At 33.5% G+C, this 15484-nt stretch carries 13 protein-coding genes and 2 pseudogenes; 8 read left to right on the top strand and 7 right to left on the bottom strand.

The features are described from left to right. Nucleotides 1–3: 3 nt before the first annotated feature. Nucleotides 4–228, bottom strand: coding sequence for a FeoA family protein (locus P8625_RS10580; protein ID WP_279650426.1), 225 nt, complete (start codon nucleotides 226–228; stop codon nucleotides 4–6). A 120-nt stretch (nucleotides 229–348) separates the two neighbouring features. On the opposite strand from P8625_RS10580, the gene P8625_RS10575 reads away from it, so the two are divergent. The 3 genes from P8625_RS10575 (at nucleotide 349) to P8625_RS10565 (ending at nucleotide 3901) form a co-directional block, all read left to right on the top strand. Then, nucleotides 349–1500 (top strand): DNA polymerase III subunit, encoded by a 1152-nt coding sequence (locus P8625_RS10575; RefSeq protein ID WP_279650425.1) that lies wholly within the window; start codon nucleotides 349–351, stop codon nucleotides 1498–1500. Between the two features lie 198 nt (nucleotides 1501–1698). Further along, nucleotides 1699–3111, top strand: a complete 1413-nt coding sequence (locus P8625_RS10570) for a sensor histidine kinase (RefSeq protein ID WP_279650424.1) — start codon at nucleotides 1699–1701, stop codon at nucleotides 3109–3111. Between the two features lie 7 nt (nucleotides 3112–3118). Beyond that, nucleotides 3119–3901, top strand: a complete 783-nt coding sequence (locus tag P8625_RS10565) for an enoyl-CoA hydratase/isomerase family protein (protein WP_279650423.1) — start codon at nucleotides 3119–3121, stop codon at nucleotides 3899–3901. A gap of 187 nt (nucleotides 3902–4088) precedes the next feature. Here P8625_RS10565 and P8625_RS10560 read toward each other — a convergent pair whose 3' ends face one another. From P8625_RS10560 to P8625_RS10550, 3 genes are all read right to left on the bottom strand, one after another. After that, the gene (locus tag P8625_RS10560; protein ID WP_279650422.1) at nucleotides 4089–4748 is read right to left on the bottom strand and encodes an HD domain-containing protein; all 660 of its coding nucleotides are present in this window, start codon (nucleotides 4746–4748) and stop codon (nucleotides 4089–4091) included. 62 nt (nucleotides 4749–4810) lie between these two features. Next, nucleotides 4811–5818: an aspartate-semialdehyde dehydrogenase gene (locus P8625_RS10555; RefSeq protein WP_279650420.1), complete on the bottom strand. Its 1008-nt coding sequence runs from the start codon at nucleotides 5816–5818 to the stop codon at nucleotides 4811–4813. 115 nt (nucleotides 5819–5933) lie between these two features. Beyond that, the gene (locus P8625_RS10550) at nucleotides 5934–7196 is read right to left on the bottom strand and encodes an L-lactate MFS transporter (protein ID WP_279650419.1); all 1263 of its coding nucleotides are present in this window, start codon (nucleotides 7194–7196) and stop codon (nucleotides 5934–5936) included. A 309-nt stretch (nucleotides 7197–7505) separates the two neighbouring features. On the opposite strand from P8625_RS10550, the gene trhO reads away from it, so the two are divergent. The 3 genes and pseudogenes from trhO to P8625_RS10535 all read left to right on the top strand — a co-directional run bounded on the left by trhO (nucleotide 7506) and on the right by P8625_RS10535 (nucleotide 10018). Next, nucleotides 7506–8552, top strand: a complete 1047-nt coding sequence (trhO, locus tag P8625_RS10545; protein ID WP_279650418.1) for an oxygen-dependent tRNA uridine(34) hydroxylase TrhO — start codon at nucleotides 7506–7508, stop codon at nucleotides 8550–8552. Further along, nucleotides 8540–9788: pseudogene (locus P8625_RS10540) on the top strand (peptidase U32 family protein). The gene trhO and the pseudogene P8625_RS10540 overlap by 13 nt, the downstream one beginning before the upstream one ends. Further along, nucleotides 9788–10018, top strand: a complete 231-nt coding sequence (locus P8625_RS10535) for a ferredoxin (protein ID WP_279650417.1) — start codon at nucleotides 9788–9790, stop codon at nucleotides 10016–10018. The pseudogene P8625_RS10540 and the gene P8625_RS10535 overlap by 1 nt, the downstream one beginning before the upstream one ends. A 113-nt stretch (nucleotides 10019–10131) precedes the next feature. On the opposite strand, the pseudogene P8625_RS10530 reads toward P8625_RS10535, so the two are convergent. Beyond that, nucleotides 10132–10805: pseudogene (locus P8625_RS10530) on the bottom strand (IS982 family transposase); the annotation flags it as partial. A 746-nt stretch (nucleotides 10806–11551) separates the two neighbouring features. On the opposite strand from P8625_RS10530, the gene P8625_RS10525 reads away from it, so the two are divergent. Together P8625_RS10525 and P8625_RS10520 are read left to right on the top strand one after the other, a co-directional pair. Further along, nucleotides 11552–11986: a TerB family tellurite resistance protein gene (locus P8625_RS10525; protein WP_279650415.1), complete on the top strand. Its 435-nt coding sequence runs from the start codon at nucleotides 11552–11554 to the stop codon at nucleotides 11984–11986. Between the two features lie 53 nt (nucleotides 11987–12039). Next, a complete protein-coding gene (locus P8625_RS10520; RefSeq protein WP_279650414.1) occupies nucleotides 12040–12636 on the top strand; it encodes a hypothetical protein in 597 nt (198 codons plus the stop codon). Between the two features lie 51 nt (nucleotides 12637–12687). Here P8625_RS10520 and gltX read toward each other — a convergent pair whose 3' ends face one another. Both gltX and P8625_RS10510 read right to left on the bottom strand, forming a co-directional pair. Beyond that, the gene (gltX, locus tag P8625_RS10515) at nucleotides 12688–14271 is read right to left on the bottom strand and encodes a glutamate--tRNA ligase (protein WP_279650413.1); all 1584 of its coding nucleotides are present in this window, start codon (nucleotides 14269–14271) and stop codon (nucleotides 12688–12690) included. A gap of 350 nt (nucleotides 14272–14621) precedes the next feature. Then, nucleotides 14622–15467: a hypothetical protein gene (locus tag P8625_RS10510; RefSeq protein ID WP_279650412.1), complete on the bottom strand. Its 846-nt coding sequence runs from the start codon at nucleotides 15465–15467 to the stop codon at nucleotides 14622–14624. Nucleotides 15468–15484: the final 17 nt, after the last annotated feature.

Here is a 15484-nt window from a genome sequence, read left to right as displayed (position 1 = left end):
CAATTATAATTTAAGAATTGAAATTTGACAAGCTGTTTCTTTTCGAATTGCTAAGTGACTGCCATTAACACAAATGTACATCGGGTCTTTTAAAGGAGCTATTTGAAGCAATTCTACCTCAGTTCCTGGTAAACAACCCATTTCTAATAATTTTAACGGAATTTTGTCTAAGCATTCTTCAGATATAATTCCTTTTTCTCCTATATGTAATGATGCAATTGTACTCAAAAACACGTATTTTAGGGTACAAATATACCAAACTAGAATCATTCTAAACAATATATCAATACAAATATCATTTATTTATAAGTAGGTTGTTCTCTTTGTTTCATGTCTTATATTTGTGGTATGACTTTCGACACAATTATTGGCCAAGAGCACATCAAAGAACACTTACAACAATCTGTTGAAAACAACAGAATTCCGCATGCACAATTATTTATTGGTAAAGAAGGTAGTGGAACTTTACCCATGGCAATTGCATATGCTCAATATGTGTTATGTTATTTTTCTAGTAGTCCAGAAGCGTGTGCTATAAAGTGTAATAAACTACAGCACCCAGACTTGCATTTTGCTTTTCCTGTTACCACAAACGATGCTGTAAAAAAGCATCCTGTTAGTGATTTATTTTTAGAAGATTGGCGCTCTTTTATCGAAGAACAGCCTTATGGAAGTTTGTTTAATTGGCTACAACATATTGGTGTTGAAAACAAACAAGGGCAAATAGGAGTTGACGAAGCCGAGGATATTGTAAAAAAACTACAATTAAAATCGTACGAAGGTGGTTTTAAAGTGATGATTATTTGGATGGCAGAAAAAATGAACACCGCTGCAGCCAACAAATTGTTAAAATTAATTGAAGAGCCCCCTAGTAAAACCATTTTTATTCTTGTTACAGAAAATGAAGAACAAATTATAAACACGATCAAATCAAGATGTCAAGCATTACACTTTCCTTCTTTAAGTGAAAGTGATATTGCTAATGCGTTGGTTTCACAAAAAAATAGTTCAGAAAACCAAGCCATTAACATCGCACATCAATCTGAAGGAAATTACAACAAAGCCCTACATCTTTTACATAACAATTCAAAAGACCTCATCTTCGAGCAATGGTTTATTACTTGGATTCGCGCTGCCTTTAAAGCCAAAGGGAATGCTGCTGTGATTCAAGATTTAATTAACTGGGCTGAAGAAATTTCTAAAACGGGACGAGAAACACAAAAACAATTTTTACAATATTGCTTACAGTTTTTCAGACAAGCACTACTGCTTAATTATGGTGCTCGAGACTTAGTGTTTTTAGAAACGAAATCTCAAAATTTTGAATTGGCTAAATTTGCTCCATTTGTGCATAGTGCCAATATCTTAGTCATTGAAAAAGAAGTAAGCGACGCACAATATCATATAGAAAGAAATGGAAATGCTAAAATTATTTTATTAGATTTATCTATCAAACTAACCCGACTTCTTCATACCAAAGAAGAAAAAGTACCTTCATAACTATGAAAATAGCATATATAATTACAGTATTGATTTTCGGAATGTTTTTTGTGGATTCTAAACAAGAAAAAAAGCATCAATAAAACTACTGTTAAAAAAACATTTGGTTGGAAATTGGGAAACAATAAATTTAAAAATTGAATTATAAAATTGCGCATTTTTAACAACATATCACTGCGAATTAGAATTTTCTTGTCAATGATTCTCTTAGTTTTATTGGCGTCTATTTTAATTTTAATCGTTACTATTTATCAATACGATGAACAAACTAAAGACTACAATATTGCTCGTTTTGAACGAAAAGAGTTTTCTACCAAACAAGACATTGAAATAGAATTAAAACGTAGAACTACGTATCCTGTAACTACAGAAAATCTAGCCAATATTTTTCAGGATAGAATTTACGATATTGCGTATGTTCATAAACTAACCATTTCGATATTCGACATGAATGGAAACTTATTAAAATCTTCCATTCCCTATAATTTCGACAAAAAAGAAGATAAAAACCTTAGCAAAGAAACCATAAGAGACTTAGCGAAAAACTCCAATCATAAAATTTTAAAGAGCAGGAGAGAAAATGGTGTTATTTATCAATCTTCATATACTTATTTAAACGATCCTCGTTTTAAACGAATTGGAATTTTAGAATTACAAATTGCTCAAGACAACGAAGAGCAAAAACACGAACTACGAGAGTTTATTTCTCGCCTATTATTGGTGTATTTACTAATGCTCATTGTTGCTATCATCTTAGCTTATTTTTTATCGAGTTATATTACTCGATCTATTAAAACTATTTCGCAAAAAATAAACGAAACACGCTTAAATAAACGAAACGAAAAAATTACACTAAACTCAGCAAGTTCAGAAATCAATTCATTAGTAGCCGCTTATAATAATATGATTGATCAATTAGAAGAAAGTGCTGTAAAATTAGCACAAAGCGAACGTGAGCAAGCTTGGAGAGAAATGGCAAAACAGGTGGCTCATGAAATTAAAAACCCACTAACTCCAATGCGCTTATCGGTACAAAGTTTTGAAAGGAGATTCAATCCAGAAGATCCAAAAATTAAAGAAAAAATGACCGAATATAGCGAAACACTCATTCAGCAAATTGATGTAATGAGTTCTATTGCTTCTGCTTTTTCTGATTTTGCAAAAATGCCAACTCAACGCCGTGAAAAATTAAATGTTATCGATGTGGTAAAGCATTCGTTAGATATTTTTACCGAAGATTACATTCGTTATTTTCCAGAAGAAAAAGAATTGTATGCTTACTTAGACAAAACGCAATTAATACGAATTGTTACTAACTTAGTTAAAAACTCGATTCAAGCAATTAAAGACACCGATAAAAATCCGAAAATTGAAGTTAGAGTTGCTTCCGAAGGAAACAATGTAAAAATTATCGTTTCCGACAATGGGAAAGGGATTAGTGACGAAAATAAAGAACTAATTTTCGAGCCTAAGTTCACTACAAAAACAAGCGGAATGGGCTTAGGACTCTCTATGATAAAAAATATAATTGAAGCGTATGACGGAACCATCTCTTTTACTTCTACAAAAGGATTTGGAACTGTTTTTACTGTAATTTTACCCAAAACATAAACATCGTATGAATTTTGAAAATATTTTAGTTGAACAAACTAACGGATTGGCAACCATTACCATTAACCGACCCAAAAAATTAAATGCTTTAAACAAAGCAACTATCGAAGAGCTTCACAATGCTTTTAAAGCTTTGGAAGAAGACACAACTATCAAGGTAATTATCATTACAGGAAGCGGAGAAAAAGCCTTCGTTGCTGGTGCTGATATTTCTGAATTTGCACATTTCTCTGTTGAAGAAGGAGGGTTGTTGGCCAAAAAAGGACAAGAAATCTTGTTTGATTTTGTTGAAAACTTATCAACCCCCGTTATCGCAGCAGTAAATGGTTTTGCTTTAGGAGGCGGATTAGAATTAGCCATGGCTTGTCATTTTAGAGTTGCTTCAGATAATGCTAAAATGGGCTTGCCTGAGGTTTCTTTAGGAGTTATTCCTGGCTATGGTGGTACTCAACGCTTACCTCAATTAGTGGGTAAAGGAAAAGCCATGGAGTTAATTATGACAGCAGGTATGATTTCTGCTGACGAAGCTAAAGAAGCGGGATTGGTAAACCATGTAACCTCACAAGAAGAATTAATGCCTTTAGCTGAAAAAATAGCTTCAAAAATTATGCGTAATTCTTCTGTAGCCATCAGCGCAGCTATTAAGGCCGTAAATGCTAATTTTAAAGATGGTGTGAATGGTTTTGAAAGTGAAATTACTGAGTTCGGAAATTGTTTTGGTACGGAAGATTTTAAAGAAGGAACGAATGCTTTTCTAGAAAAACGAAAACCTGATTTTCCTGGAAAGTAACAGTCCAGTTTTAGAAATATAATTCGCAAAAAAATAGCATCTAAATGAGAATTTTGGATGCTATCTTTTAAGTAAGGGGATTATATAATAATAAGGGGATTTTTGTCCTAATAACAAATATATATAAAATTAAATAATAACAAAATTTTGATGTTAATTTTTTGTAAAAAAATACACTATAGTTACTTTAATCATTCTTTTTTGCATTCCACTCATTATAAAACTGTTTTAAAAAACCTTCCATATAAGTGTGTCTCTGTTCAGCTATAGATTTTCCTGTTTGAGTATTCATCTTATCTTTTAACAACAACAGTTTCTCGTAAAAATGATTAATTGTTGGTGCTTTCGAATTTTTATACTCCTCTTTCGTCATCTTTAAATTCGGAGGAATCGCTGGATTGTATAGCTCACGATTTTTATAGCCCCCATAATTAAAACAACGAGCGATACCAATAGCTCCAATGGCATCCAATCGGTCTGCATCTTGAATAACTTCCAATTCAGCAGAAGTAAAATTTTGTTTAAAGTTTCCTCCTTTAAAAGAAATATTTGCAATAATGTTTTCTATATGAACAATAATATCTTCATCAACCTGTTGGTTCATTAAAAAAGCTCTTGCTTTTTGGGGTCCAACCGTTTCATCACCATCATAAAATTTACTATCGGCTATATCATGTAACAATGCTCCTAAAGAGACCACAAAAGCATCAACATTTTCATTTTTTGCTATTAACAACGCATTTTTATATACTCTTTCAACATGAAAAAAATCATGCCCTCCTTCTGCGCCTTTCAAGGTTTCTTTTACAAACTCAATCGTATTTTGTAGTATCTGTTTTTTATTCATACCCCAAAAATAAAAATCCTGCACTTACAAGCACAGGATTTTTAAAAGTATTGTTTACATGTTTAGGCAGTAACTGATGATGTAACTAAGTTATTAGCGATGAGGTATTCTGCTATCTGAATGGTATTGGTCGCTGCTCCTTTACGTAGGTTATCAGAAACAATCCACATATTTAACGTATTAGGTTGCGATTCGTCTCTTCTAATTCTACCTACAAAAACCTCATCTTTATTGTTGGCTAAAATAGGCATCGGGTATACATTATTTCGCACATCGTCTTGTACAATAACTCCTTCAGTATTATCTAACAATTCACGCACTTTTTCCAATTCAAAATCGTTTTCAAACTGAACGTTCACAGCTTCAGAGTGCCCTCCGGCTGTTGGAATTCTAACCGCCGTGGCTGTGACACTAAAAGAATCGTCTCCTAAAATCTTTTTAGGCTCTTTTACCAATTTCATTTCTTCTTTAGTGTATCCGTTTTCTAAAAACACATCACAATGCGGTAAGGCATTTCTTCCTATTTTATGCGGATATGCCATTTCTCCCTCGATTCCTGCCTCTTCATTGTCTAATTGACGAACCGCTTTAACACCGGTTCCTGAAACCGATTGGTAGGTTGAAACGACCACACGCTTCATTGTATATTCTTTGTGTAACGGAGCCAATGCCATTACCATTTGAATGGTAGAACAATTTGGGTTTGCTATAATTTTATCTTCACTCGTTAACACATCTCCATTAATTTCTGGAACTACTAACTTCTTTGTTGGATCCATTCTCCAAGCCGATGAATTATCGATTACTGTGGTTCCAACCGCCGCAAACTTCGGTGCCCATTCTAAAGAGGTGTCTCCACCAGCCGAAAACAAGGCAATATCTGGTTGCATCGCCACCGCAGTTTCTAAGCCAACCACCGAATAATTCTTTCCTTGAAATTCTATTTGATTTCCTACGGAACGCTCTGATGCAACAGGAATTAATTCTGTTACTGGAAAATTACGTTCTGCTAAAACTTTTAGCATCACATTGCCTACCATACCGGTAGCGCCTACAACTGCTACTTTCATTTCTTGAGTGTACTATTATTAAATACAAATATGCTAACAAAAATAATGTTAAGCATTATTTTTTTTAATATTTACCAAATTTTTTAGAATGTTTAATTTTTAACAATCTTGTTGATTAATTTGCTGCCGTATTCAAATTTTCCTTCTTTGTTTTTTGCGTTTTTAAAATCGATATTTTCATTAAAATAGCAACTATAAAAGCCAGTACAAATAATCCTGTAAAAATGAGCAGTGTGGTGTCTAGAGAGTTCGTTTCTTTTTTTACTACATCATAAATGGTTGGTCCTACCACTCCTGCAATAGCCCAGGCTGTAAGTACCATTCCATGAATTGCCCCTAGCTGTTTCGTTCCAAACAAATCGCTTAAAAAAGCTGGTAAAATGGCAAAGCCACCGCCATACATGGTTATGACACTAAACAGGAGGATAAGAAAAACGCTTTCGATTCCGGTTTTTGGTAAAAAATAAAATGCCAAAATTTGAAAACTAAAGAAGAAAATATACGTGTTCGCTCTTCCTAAATAATCGGATAATGAAGACCAAATAATTCTACCAAATCCGTTAAAAACACCTATCAATCCAACAATGGCAGCTGCCTGCATTGCCGTGTAGTTTAACTTTTCTTGCATCATTGGGCTGGCTGCTGAAATTACTGCGATACCACAAGCAATGTTAACAAACATCATAAACCATATATAGTAAAAACGTGGTGATGATAACGATTCGTTCGCCGTTACATTAGAAATATCTTCTTTAATTGTTTTACCGTTTGCTGAGTCATATCCTTCTGGCACGTATCCTTCTGGCGGTTTTTCCATATAGCTTGAAGAAGATACTATGAGTACCATGTAAACAATTCCTAACACATAAAAAGTGTTGGCGACACCTACCGTTTCAAAAAGTTTTGCCATTACAGGACCAAAAATAAGGGCAGAAAACCCAAAGCCCATTATTGCCATTCCTGTAGCCAGTCCTCTACGATCAGGAAACCATTTTACCAACGTGCTTACTGGGGTAATGTAACCTAAACCTAACCCAATTCCTCCAATTACACCATAAAATAAATAAAATAGCCACAGTGACTCTAGTTGTACTGCCAACCCAGAACCTAAAATACCAATTCCATAAAAAATACCTGCTGTAGTTCCACTAATTTTTGGTCCAACTTTTTCCACCCATTTTCCTAAAAAAGCAGCAGAAAATCCTAATAATAAAATAGCAATCTTAAAAGCCCACTTAATCACACTTCCATCTACATCGAAAATTTCTTTTACTGGGTTTGTTATTACAGAATATGCATAAACAGAACCTATTGAAATATGAATTCCAACTGCTGATAAGGCAATTAACCATCTATTTTTTAACTTTTGTTCACCCATACGTATGTGTTCTTTTATAAATTTTAATCGTTGCACAAAAATTTAGTGCTTTTTTAAATTTCTACCAAATAATCATCATCGCAATGAAACGGTTATTGGTAATAGCTGCAAAATTACCTTTTGATTTCTTACTATAACATGATAAAAGTTAGGCTTTGTTTTTTTATTAAAACACTCTCGTTACATCAATTGTTTTTTTTGAATTGTTCTTAAAGTTTTTACTCTACCCAGAGGTTGAGCGTCGAGAAACTCTTAAGATTAATTTATATACCTTTGCAAAAATTTTTGTTTAACTTAAAAAAGTATAGCATGCAACTGTACAACAAGTTAAGCGCAGAAGAGCGCGCTAAATTAATAGATGATGCGGGTAAAGACCGTATTACCATTTCATTCTATCAATACCATAAAATAGAAAATCCAACTTTATTTAGAAATAAACTATTTCTTGAATGGAACGAACTCGATGTTTTAGGAAGAACCTACGTTTCATACGAAGGAATTAACGCTCAAATATCTGTTCCTTCAGAAAATTTTTTAGCATTAAAAAAACAACTAGATAGCATTTCTTTTTTAAAGGGAATTCGCCTAAACGTAGCTATTGAACACGATAATAAATCTTTTTTAAAATTAAAAGTAAAGGTTCGTAACAAAATTGTTGCGGACGGATTAAATGACGATACTTTTGATGTGACCAACAAAGGAGTGCACTTAAGCGCAAAAGAGTTTAATGAAATGCTCGCAAATCCTGATACCATTTGTGTTGATATGCGCAACCATTACGAAAGTGAAATTGGGCATTTCGATGGGGCAATTACTCCAGATGTTGATACGTTTAGAGATTCGTTAGATCTTATTGAAGAAGATTTAAAAGACCATAAAGAAGATAAAAACTTATTAATGTATTGTACAGGTGGAATTCGATGCGAAAAAGCTTCTGCCTATTATAAACACAAAGGTTTTAAAAATGTTTTTCAACTTGAAGGAGGAATTATCGAATATACTCGCCAAGTACAATCAGAAGGCTTAGAAAATAAATTTTTAGGAAAAAATTTTGTGTTCGACCATCGAAGAGCTGAAAAGATTTCTGATGATGTGATTGCCAATTGTCATCAATGTGGAAAACCTTGCGATACGCATACCAATTGTGCCAACGAAGGATGTCATTTATTATTCATTCAGTGTGATGACTGTGCTGAAAAAATGGAAAATACTTGCTCTGCCGAATGCCAAGATATCATTCAATTACCTTACGAAAAACAAAAAGAATTGCGCAAAGGAAAGCATGCAAGCAATAAAATATTTAAAAAAGGAAGATCTGAAGTTTTAAAATATAAAAAATCACCATGCAACGAATAGAACTAATGGCTCCTGCTGGTAATTTTGAATCGTTACAAGCAGCTCTAGACAACGGATGTGATTCAGTATATTTTGGGGTAGAGCAATTAAATATGCGCGCTCGAGCATCTATCAATTTTACGTTAGATGATTTAGAGGAAATCTCTCGCAGGTGTGCTGAAAAAAATGTTCGTACGTATTTAACCTTAAATACCATTGTGTACGACCATGATTTATCGATTGTAAAAACCCTAATCAAAAGAGCTAAAGAAGCAAATATTACTGCTGTAATTGCTATGGATCAAGCGGTAATTTCTATGGCAAGAGCAGAGGGTATGGAAGTACATATTTCTACCCAAATTAACATTACCAACATCGAAACGGTTAAGTTCTACGCACTATTTGCCGATACGGTGGTATTGAGTAGAGAACTAAGTTTACGCCAGGTAAAAAAAATAACTGAGCAAATTGAGAAAGAAGAAATCAAAGGTCCTTCTGGTCGTTTGTTAGAAGTTGAAATTTTTGGTCACGGCGCTTTGTGTATGGCAGTTTCTGGAAAATGTTACATGAGTTTACACTCGCACAACTCCTCAGCAAATAGAGGCGCTTGCAAACAAAATTGTCGTAAAAAATATACGGTAATTGACCAAGAATCTGGTTTTGAAATGGAGTTAGACAATGAATACATCATGTCTCCAAAAGATTTATGTACCATCGATTTCTTAGATCAAGTTGCCGATGCAGGTATTAAAGTGTTGAAGATTGAAGGACGTGGGCGTGCTCCTGAATATGTGGCTAAAGTTATCAAATGTTATCGTGATGCTATTGATAGTTTATACAACGGAACATACGATAAAGAAAAAGTAATTAGCTGGATGCAAGAGTTGGAAAAAGTATACAATCGTGGTTTCTGGAATGGCTATTACTTGGGTCAGAAATTAGGAGAATGGAGCAAAGAACCGGGTTCTGCACGCTACTCAAAAGAAAGTATATTTAGGAAAAGGAATGCACTATTTTCCGAAAGCTGAGATTGGTGAATTTAAAATTGAAGCCTACGATTTAGCTGTGGGTGATACTATTTTAATTACAGGACCCACCACAGGTGCGCAAGAAATGGAATTAAAAAGTATGTTTGTAAACGACAAAGAGTCACAAACGGCTACCAAAGGCGATGAAGTTACCATGAAGTTAGACTTTAGAATTCGTCCGTCCGATAAACTATACAAAATTGTAAAAACCGAATTTGCGAAGAACTAATGGTGGTAATTACGCTACAAAGAAACAAATGTATTGGCTGTAATTATTGTGTAGAGCTGGCTCCAGCACAATTTCAAATGTCGAAAAAAGACGGGAAATCAGTTTTACTACATGCTACAGAAAAAAAAGGGTTCTTTACTATAAAATCACACGACGATAGCATTTTTGAAGCTTCTCATGAAGCCAAAAAGGCTTGTCCTGTTAAAATTATTGAAGTAAAACTACGTTAGTGTTCCATAAAGCTATCTTCATTTATGTTTACTCAAGAAACGTGATTTTAGATACAACACCAAATTGAATTTACTAAAAATCAATACAATGTTATGTCTGAGAGGCTTTGTTTTTTCATGTTCTTTCTTACCTTGGTGATGAGTTGAATTTCACCTTGAAAAATTAGTTCAGCTAAGGCTTTGGATGTGTCCACTTTATCACCAAAGAATTTTCCAATGACATTCTTTATTTTGGTTTTTATTATCTCAATGCTTCTACCATCTACATTACCTTTTGTAAGGTTAAAATCTATTTCCCTTTATCATTAATAATCAGATGAAGTTTAAAGCCAAAGAACCACCCCATGGTTCCCTTCCCTTTTTTTGCGGTGTTTTTAAAAACTTTGTTCTGCTTTTCTCTTTTATAATGACATACTTTAATAGTGGTAGAATCTAAAAAGGAGATCCCTGTACATTGACCTAAACAGTGCATTTGAAGAAACAGTATCATAGGCACTGAACAACGCTTTTTCAATTCAACAAATCGGTTATAGGAAACTAAATTTGGAAATTCTTTTGACAAGTGTTTGCTAACATATTCGATATAAAAGTGTTTAAAACACCTAAAACCACTAAAATGGAAAGGCACCATAATTGTGATTATTTCACTTTGGGTGAGTTTAGGCTTTCTTCGTCTAACTATCTTTGAACAGGTTTCTAAAGCATTTTTATCAATAACTTGATTAATTTCGGTACAAAAATCATCAATTAAACAGAAAAATTCAGTAATTTTAAAATCAGAAATCATAGTGAAAAATTTAGTTATACAATTAAAAATCAGTAATTTAATTTACTAAATTTTTCGCTTTTTTTCGTGTAATTAAAAAACTTTTTTATCCCGAACTCACGTTAAATAGGTAACATCATCGTTAGAAAGTATATTTTCAATAGAGCTTGGTTTGGTAAGTTCTTGTGAGTTTTGGTAGAGTTTTTCCCAAGCCTGAGCATTATGGATGTTATTCATTCGTTCGTTTTTATAGTTTTTATACGTAAAAATAAAGTATTATGAAGTTTTTTGTTTAAAAAAACTAAAGGAATTACGAAAGAGTGTTCGTTTATTGAAATTCATTTTTTAAAGCCGCATGCAATCTTTCGTATACTATATGTATTTCTCTTTTTTACCTTAAGTAATTCGATAATAACCTATCTCATAGCCTATATTTTCTCTATAAATTCTTTGATTACAACAAGAATCAATTTGTTGTTTTTTAGTTGTTTGCTTCGATTACCATGTTTGAAGTGCATTTTTGTGATCTGCTACTATTTGAAAACCTTTCCGTTCTCTATTAAACGAAAAAAATTGAATACGATAAAAACAAACTTAAAAGCACTATTTAAAATTACTATTTCTTATACAGCTTACTATAATTATAATAAAAAATAATACTTTATTTTTAACTAGAATTACTACCTTTCGACAGGTTATCATATAACTTTTAAAAAACGTCGTCTCTAAAGGAGTAAAACTTATTTTTTAATTATAAAATAAAAATTATGTCAATATCAGATTTATATTCAAGCGGAAAACACAAACAAGAGATTGGGCACTTTGCTAGTGTAGTAAAAATTGCCAAAATTGATGGAATTATCTCAGAAGGAGAACAAAAATCATTAGATAAAGCTGCTAAAAGATTGAACATTAGTGAAGAGGAATACAAGGAAATTTTAAAAAACCCTGAGAACTATCCTGTAAATCCTCCTATAGATTATGATGATCGCATCGAGCGCTTATATAGCCTAACTAAAATGATTTTTGCTGATGGAGTTGTAGACAAACATGAGGTGGCTATACTTCGTAAAATAGCTGTAGCTTTAAATTTCCCTACAGATAATGCTGAAAAAGTTTGTGATGAAGCTGTACATTTGATTTTAAACGGTAATGAATTAGATGATTTTACAGTAGCAATTAGAAAAGTAAATGCCGTGTAAATTTATACTAAAAACGAATAAAAACAGTTATTCCCCTTAAATACTTTCCCCCTATGAAGTACAATATTTTATTTATTGCGTTATTTACTTGCTTAACAACCTCTATTTTTTCTCAAAATTTGAATGACTCTTGGCAAATAGGAGTAGGCTTTGGAATCACAAAATTTAATCAAAGTGACGCCTCTTATATTGGCGATCAATACTTATTTCAAGTACCTACTTTGAGTTTAACAATGCCCATTGGAGAACGTTTTTCTTTAGATGGTGCCATGTCTTTTAATACTATTGAAGATGTTGGTTTTATTTCAAATTCCGTAAATTATTTTTCTATGGATGCATCTTTTCGTTATAATTTTGATGCGGTATTAAATAAATTAGCTCCGTATGTTTTTGTAGGAGGAAGTTTAGTAGATTCTGAACGAAAAATGACTCCAACTCTAAATATTGGTGGTGGTGGAATTTACTGGGTGAGCAATACTGTAGGAATTAATCCGCAATTGTATTACAAACATTCATTTGAAGGTTACGAAAGCATGCGCTCTCATATTCAAGGTACTTTAGGTATTGTATTTAAACTAAATTGGAACAATAGTGGTACTGGTGGTAATAACCCAAATGCAGCTAAACACTTAGGGGGCTGTATGCTTTAAACTATAGTATATTTAATAAGAAATCCGCTTAAAAAAGCGGATTTCTTATTGCTATGAAAGTTCTTGTATAGCGTTTTGTATTCTTGTTATGGTCGTTTCTTTGCCTATCATGGTCATAATTTCAAATAAATCAGGACCTGCTAATTTACCCACTAAGCTTAAACGAAGTGGTTGCATTACTTTACCAAACCCTATTTCTTTAGAGGCAATCCACCCTTTAATCTCTGTTTGTAGGTTTTCTATTGAAAAGTCTTCAATTTTTGAAATAACTTCGATTAACTCTTGCATTAACGAACCTGTTTCCGGCTTCCACTGCTTTTTAACTGCTTTCGCATCGTATGCTGATGGGTTTTTGAAGAAAAAGCTCGACAACTCCCAAAAATCGGCTACAAACGTTGCGCGTTCTTTAATTAAATCAACCACTTTTTCTACATATACGTCATTAAGAGGAGTGTTCGACGAAGTAATCTTTTTATTTGAAACAGATTGCTTCTCTTCGTTCGCAATGACAATTCCTTTTTCTTCTAAAATTGGTAAAAATAACGCAGTAAGTTCTTTATTTGATTTTTGTTGTAAGTATTGTTGATTGAACCATTTGGTTTTATCGGGACTAAACTTGGCTCCGGATTTACTTACACGAGATAAATCGAACGCTTTTACTAATTCTTCTAAACTAAAGATTTCTTGTTCTGTTCCAGGATTCCATCCTAACAATGCTAACATATTAATGAACGCATCAGCAAAATAACCATCCTCTCGGTATCCACGTGAAACATCGCCTGTTTGCTCGTTGGTATATGCTAATGGAAATACTGGAAATCCTAATTTATCACCATCACGCTTGCTTAATTTTCCTTTTCCTACAGGTTTTAAAATTAAGGGTAAGTGTGCAAACTTTGGTGCTTTCCAATTAAAAGCTCGATATAGTAACACATGGAGTGGAAGAGAGGGCAACCATTCTTCACCACGTATAACGTGTGAAATCTCCATTAAATGATCGTCGACAATATTGGCTAAATGATAGGTTGGCATTCCATCAGACTTAAACAATACTTTATCATCTAGGGTATTTGTCTCTACTTTAATTGTACCACGAATTTCATCTTGTAAAATCAAAGTTTCGTCTTGTGGTGTTTTAAAACGCACCACATATTTTTCGCCAGCTTTTATTTTTGCTGCAACTTCTTCTTTAGATAAAACTAAGGAGTTTACCAACCTTCCTTTTTCACGATTATGCCAGTTATAAATGAAGGTCTTTCCTTGTTCTTCATGATCTTTTCGATGTGCGTCTAGGTCTTCAGCAGTATCAAAAGCATAATATGCCCAGCCGTTTTCAATGAGCTGTTCTGCATATTTTTTATACAAGTCTTTACGTTCTGACTGACGATACGGTCCGAATTTTTCGTTTTTTTCTGGCCCTTCATCAAACGGAATATTACACCATGTTAACGAATCGATGATATATTGTTCAGCATTGGCCACATAACGTGTTTGGTCGGTATCTTCAATACGTAATACAAACGTTCCGTTGTGCTTTTTAGCAAACAAATAATTAAACAAAGCGGTTCTTACACCACCTATGTGTAACGGCCCTGTAGGACTCGGAGCAAAGCGTACTCTTACGTTTTCAGTCATTTTCTATGGATTTGAAAGCGCAAAGATAGGTGTCTATAAAGAGAAAAGAAAAAGGAGTGAAGAGAAAAAGAAAAAAAGCGAGTTTTACTCGCTTTTAAAGTATTTTATGAATTGTCTGGAACACAACCACAAACTCTATAATCATACTTATAACCTATATCGCAAGGTTTTAGAGGCTCACAGCCACTACCTTGGATTACTTTCTGTTCTTGTAGACTCAATATTGTACCTAAATTTGAAATTTTTTGTAACATCTTTAACGTTTTTAAAATTAGTACCAGCAATTTAGTTGAACTTTAAAAATTCATCGTTAATTTTTGCTTACAAAAAGTATGGGAAAACCTTACATTTTAAAATTTATGATACAATCCGAAACTTAAGGCTGGAGCTTTGGCAACATTTCTTCCTGACAATGCACCTCCGAAGCCGAGATTAACACCAAAATTATCCGTAAATTCTCCTATAAATTTGAATCCAAAAGCGGCATAACTCTGATCGTTTACATACAATGCTGTAGCCAAATTCTCTTGCGGTAAAACGACTTCTCCGTTTTTTAAAGAGGCAACACCGTCTAAAAATCCTGCAAGCCATAACCAATCTAATGCTTTGTAACCTACTTCACCTCCTAATTTATAATTAGAGCTATACCCATTGGTTCGAATATCAAAGCCTGTAAATGCTTGTATATACCATGAGTCAAAACCTCTTCCTGTTAAAAATAAGGGTGTGAATGTCCATGCATCGTAACCGCTTCGTATTCCTGAATTGCCTTTATACGTACTCGTGTTTGCTTCTACAGAAAGTTGTCCTGTAAGCAACCATGTATTCTTAGAGAAGTTATGTTTTACCCCTAATTGAATGTTTCCTAATAACGTTTCAGAAGCTTCATCAATGGTAAAAGAAGGAAAGATTGCTGACATATCTTGCGTAAAATCGCCTGTTTTTACCATTTTTAAAGGAATATTGGCAAATAGGGTTGTGTTGTTGGTTACACCGTATTCTGCGTATAGTTGCAATGTGTTGTCGGTTATTTCTCGTTGTGGCTCATAGTCTGGGTTACCAAAAATCTTATCATAGCTTCCAATGGTAGTGAATGATGCTTGAATATATGCTTCGTTTTTGCTTTTTGTCCACGGACTTTGAGAAAAAGCAGTAAGAGTACTTAAAAATAGTGCTGTTAAAACTAAGTGTTTCATGCTAAAAATGTTTTCCT

It is taken from the genome of Tenacibaculum tangerinum, assembly GCF_029853675.1.
In the GTDB taxonomy this organism is placed as follows: domain Bacteria; phylum Bacteroidota; class Bacteroidia; order Flavobacteriales; family Flavobacteriaceae; genus Polaribacter; species Polaribacter tangerinum_A.
The sequence above is the reverse complement of the archived record's forward strand: the minus strand, read 5'-3'. Positions and strand labels throughout refer to the sequence as shown.

Excerpts from the sequence above, each read along its gene's own strand:
- P8625_RS10565 (WP_279650423.1), top strand. The coding sequence starts at position 3,119 with ATGAATTTTGAAAATATTTTAGTTGAACAAACTAACGGATTGGCAACC.
- P8625_RS10510 (WP_279650412.1), bottom strand. The coding sequence starts at position 15,467 with ATGAAACACTTAGTTTTAACAGCACTATTTTTAAGTACTCTTACTGCT.
- P8625_RS10575 (WP_279650425.1), top strand. The coding sequence starts at position 349 with ATGACTTTCGACACAATTATTGGCCAAGAGCACATCAAAGAACACTTA.
- P8625_RS10560 (WP_279650422.1), bottom strand. The coding sequence starts at position 4,748 with ATGAATAAAAAACAGATACTACAAAATACGATTGAGTTTGTAAAAGAA.
- P8625_RS10570 (WP_279650424.1), top strand. The coding sequence starts at position 1,699 with ATGATTCTCTTAGTTTTATTGGCGTCTATTTTAATTTTAATCGTTACT.
- P8625_RS10535 (WP_279650417.1), top strand. The coding sequence starts at position 9,788 with ATGGTGGTAATTACGCTACAAAGAAACAAATGTATTGGCTGTAATTAT.
- P8625_RS10525 (WP_279650415.1), top strand. The coding sequence starts at position 11,552 with ATGTCAATATCAGATTTATATTCAAGCGGAAAACACAAACAAGAGATT.
- P8625_RS10555 (WP_279650420.1), bottom strand. The coding sequence starts at position 5,818 with ATGAAAGTAGCAGTTGTAGGCGCTACCGGTATGGTAGGCAATGTGATG.
- trhO (WP_279650418.1), top strand. The coding sequence starts at position 7,506 with ATGCAACTGTACAACAAGTTAAGCGCAGAAGAGCGCGCTAAATTAATA.
- P8625_RS10550 (WP_279650419.1), bottom strand. The coding sequence starts at position 7,196 with ATGGGTGAACAAAAGTTAAAAAATAGATGGTTAATTGCCTTATCAGCA.
- P8625_RS10520 (WP_279650414.1), top strand. The coding sequence starts at position 12,040 with ATGAAGTACAATATTTTATTTATTGCGTTATTTACTTGCTTAACAACC.
- gltX (WP_279650413.1), bottom strand. The coding sequence starts at position 14,271 with ATGACTGAAAACGTAAGAGTACGCTTTGCTCCGAGTCCTACAGGGCCG.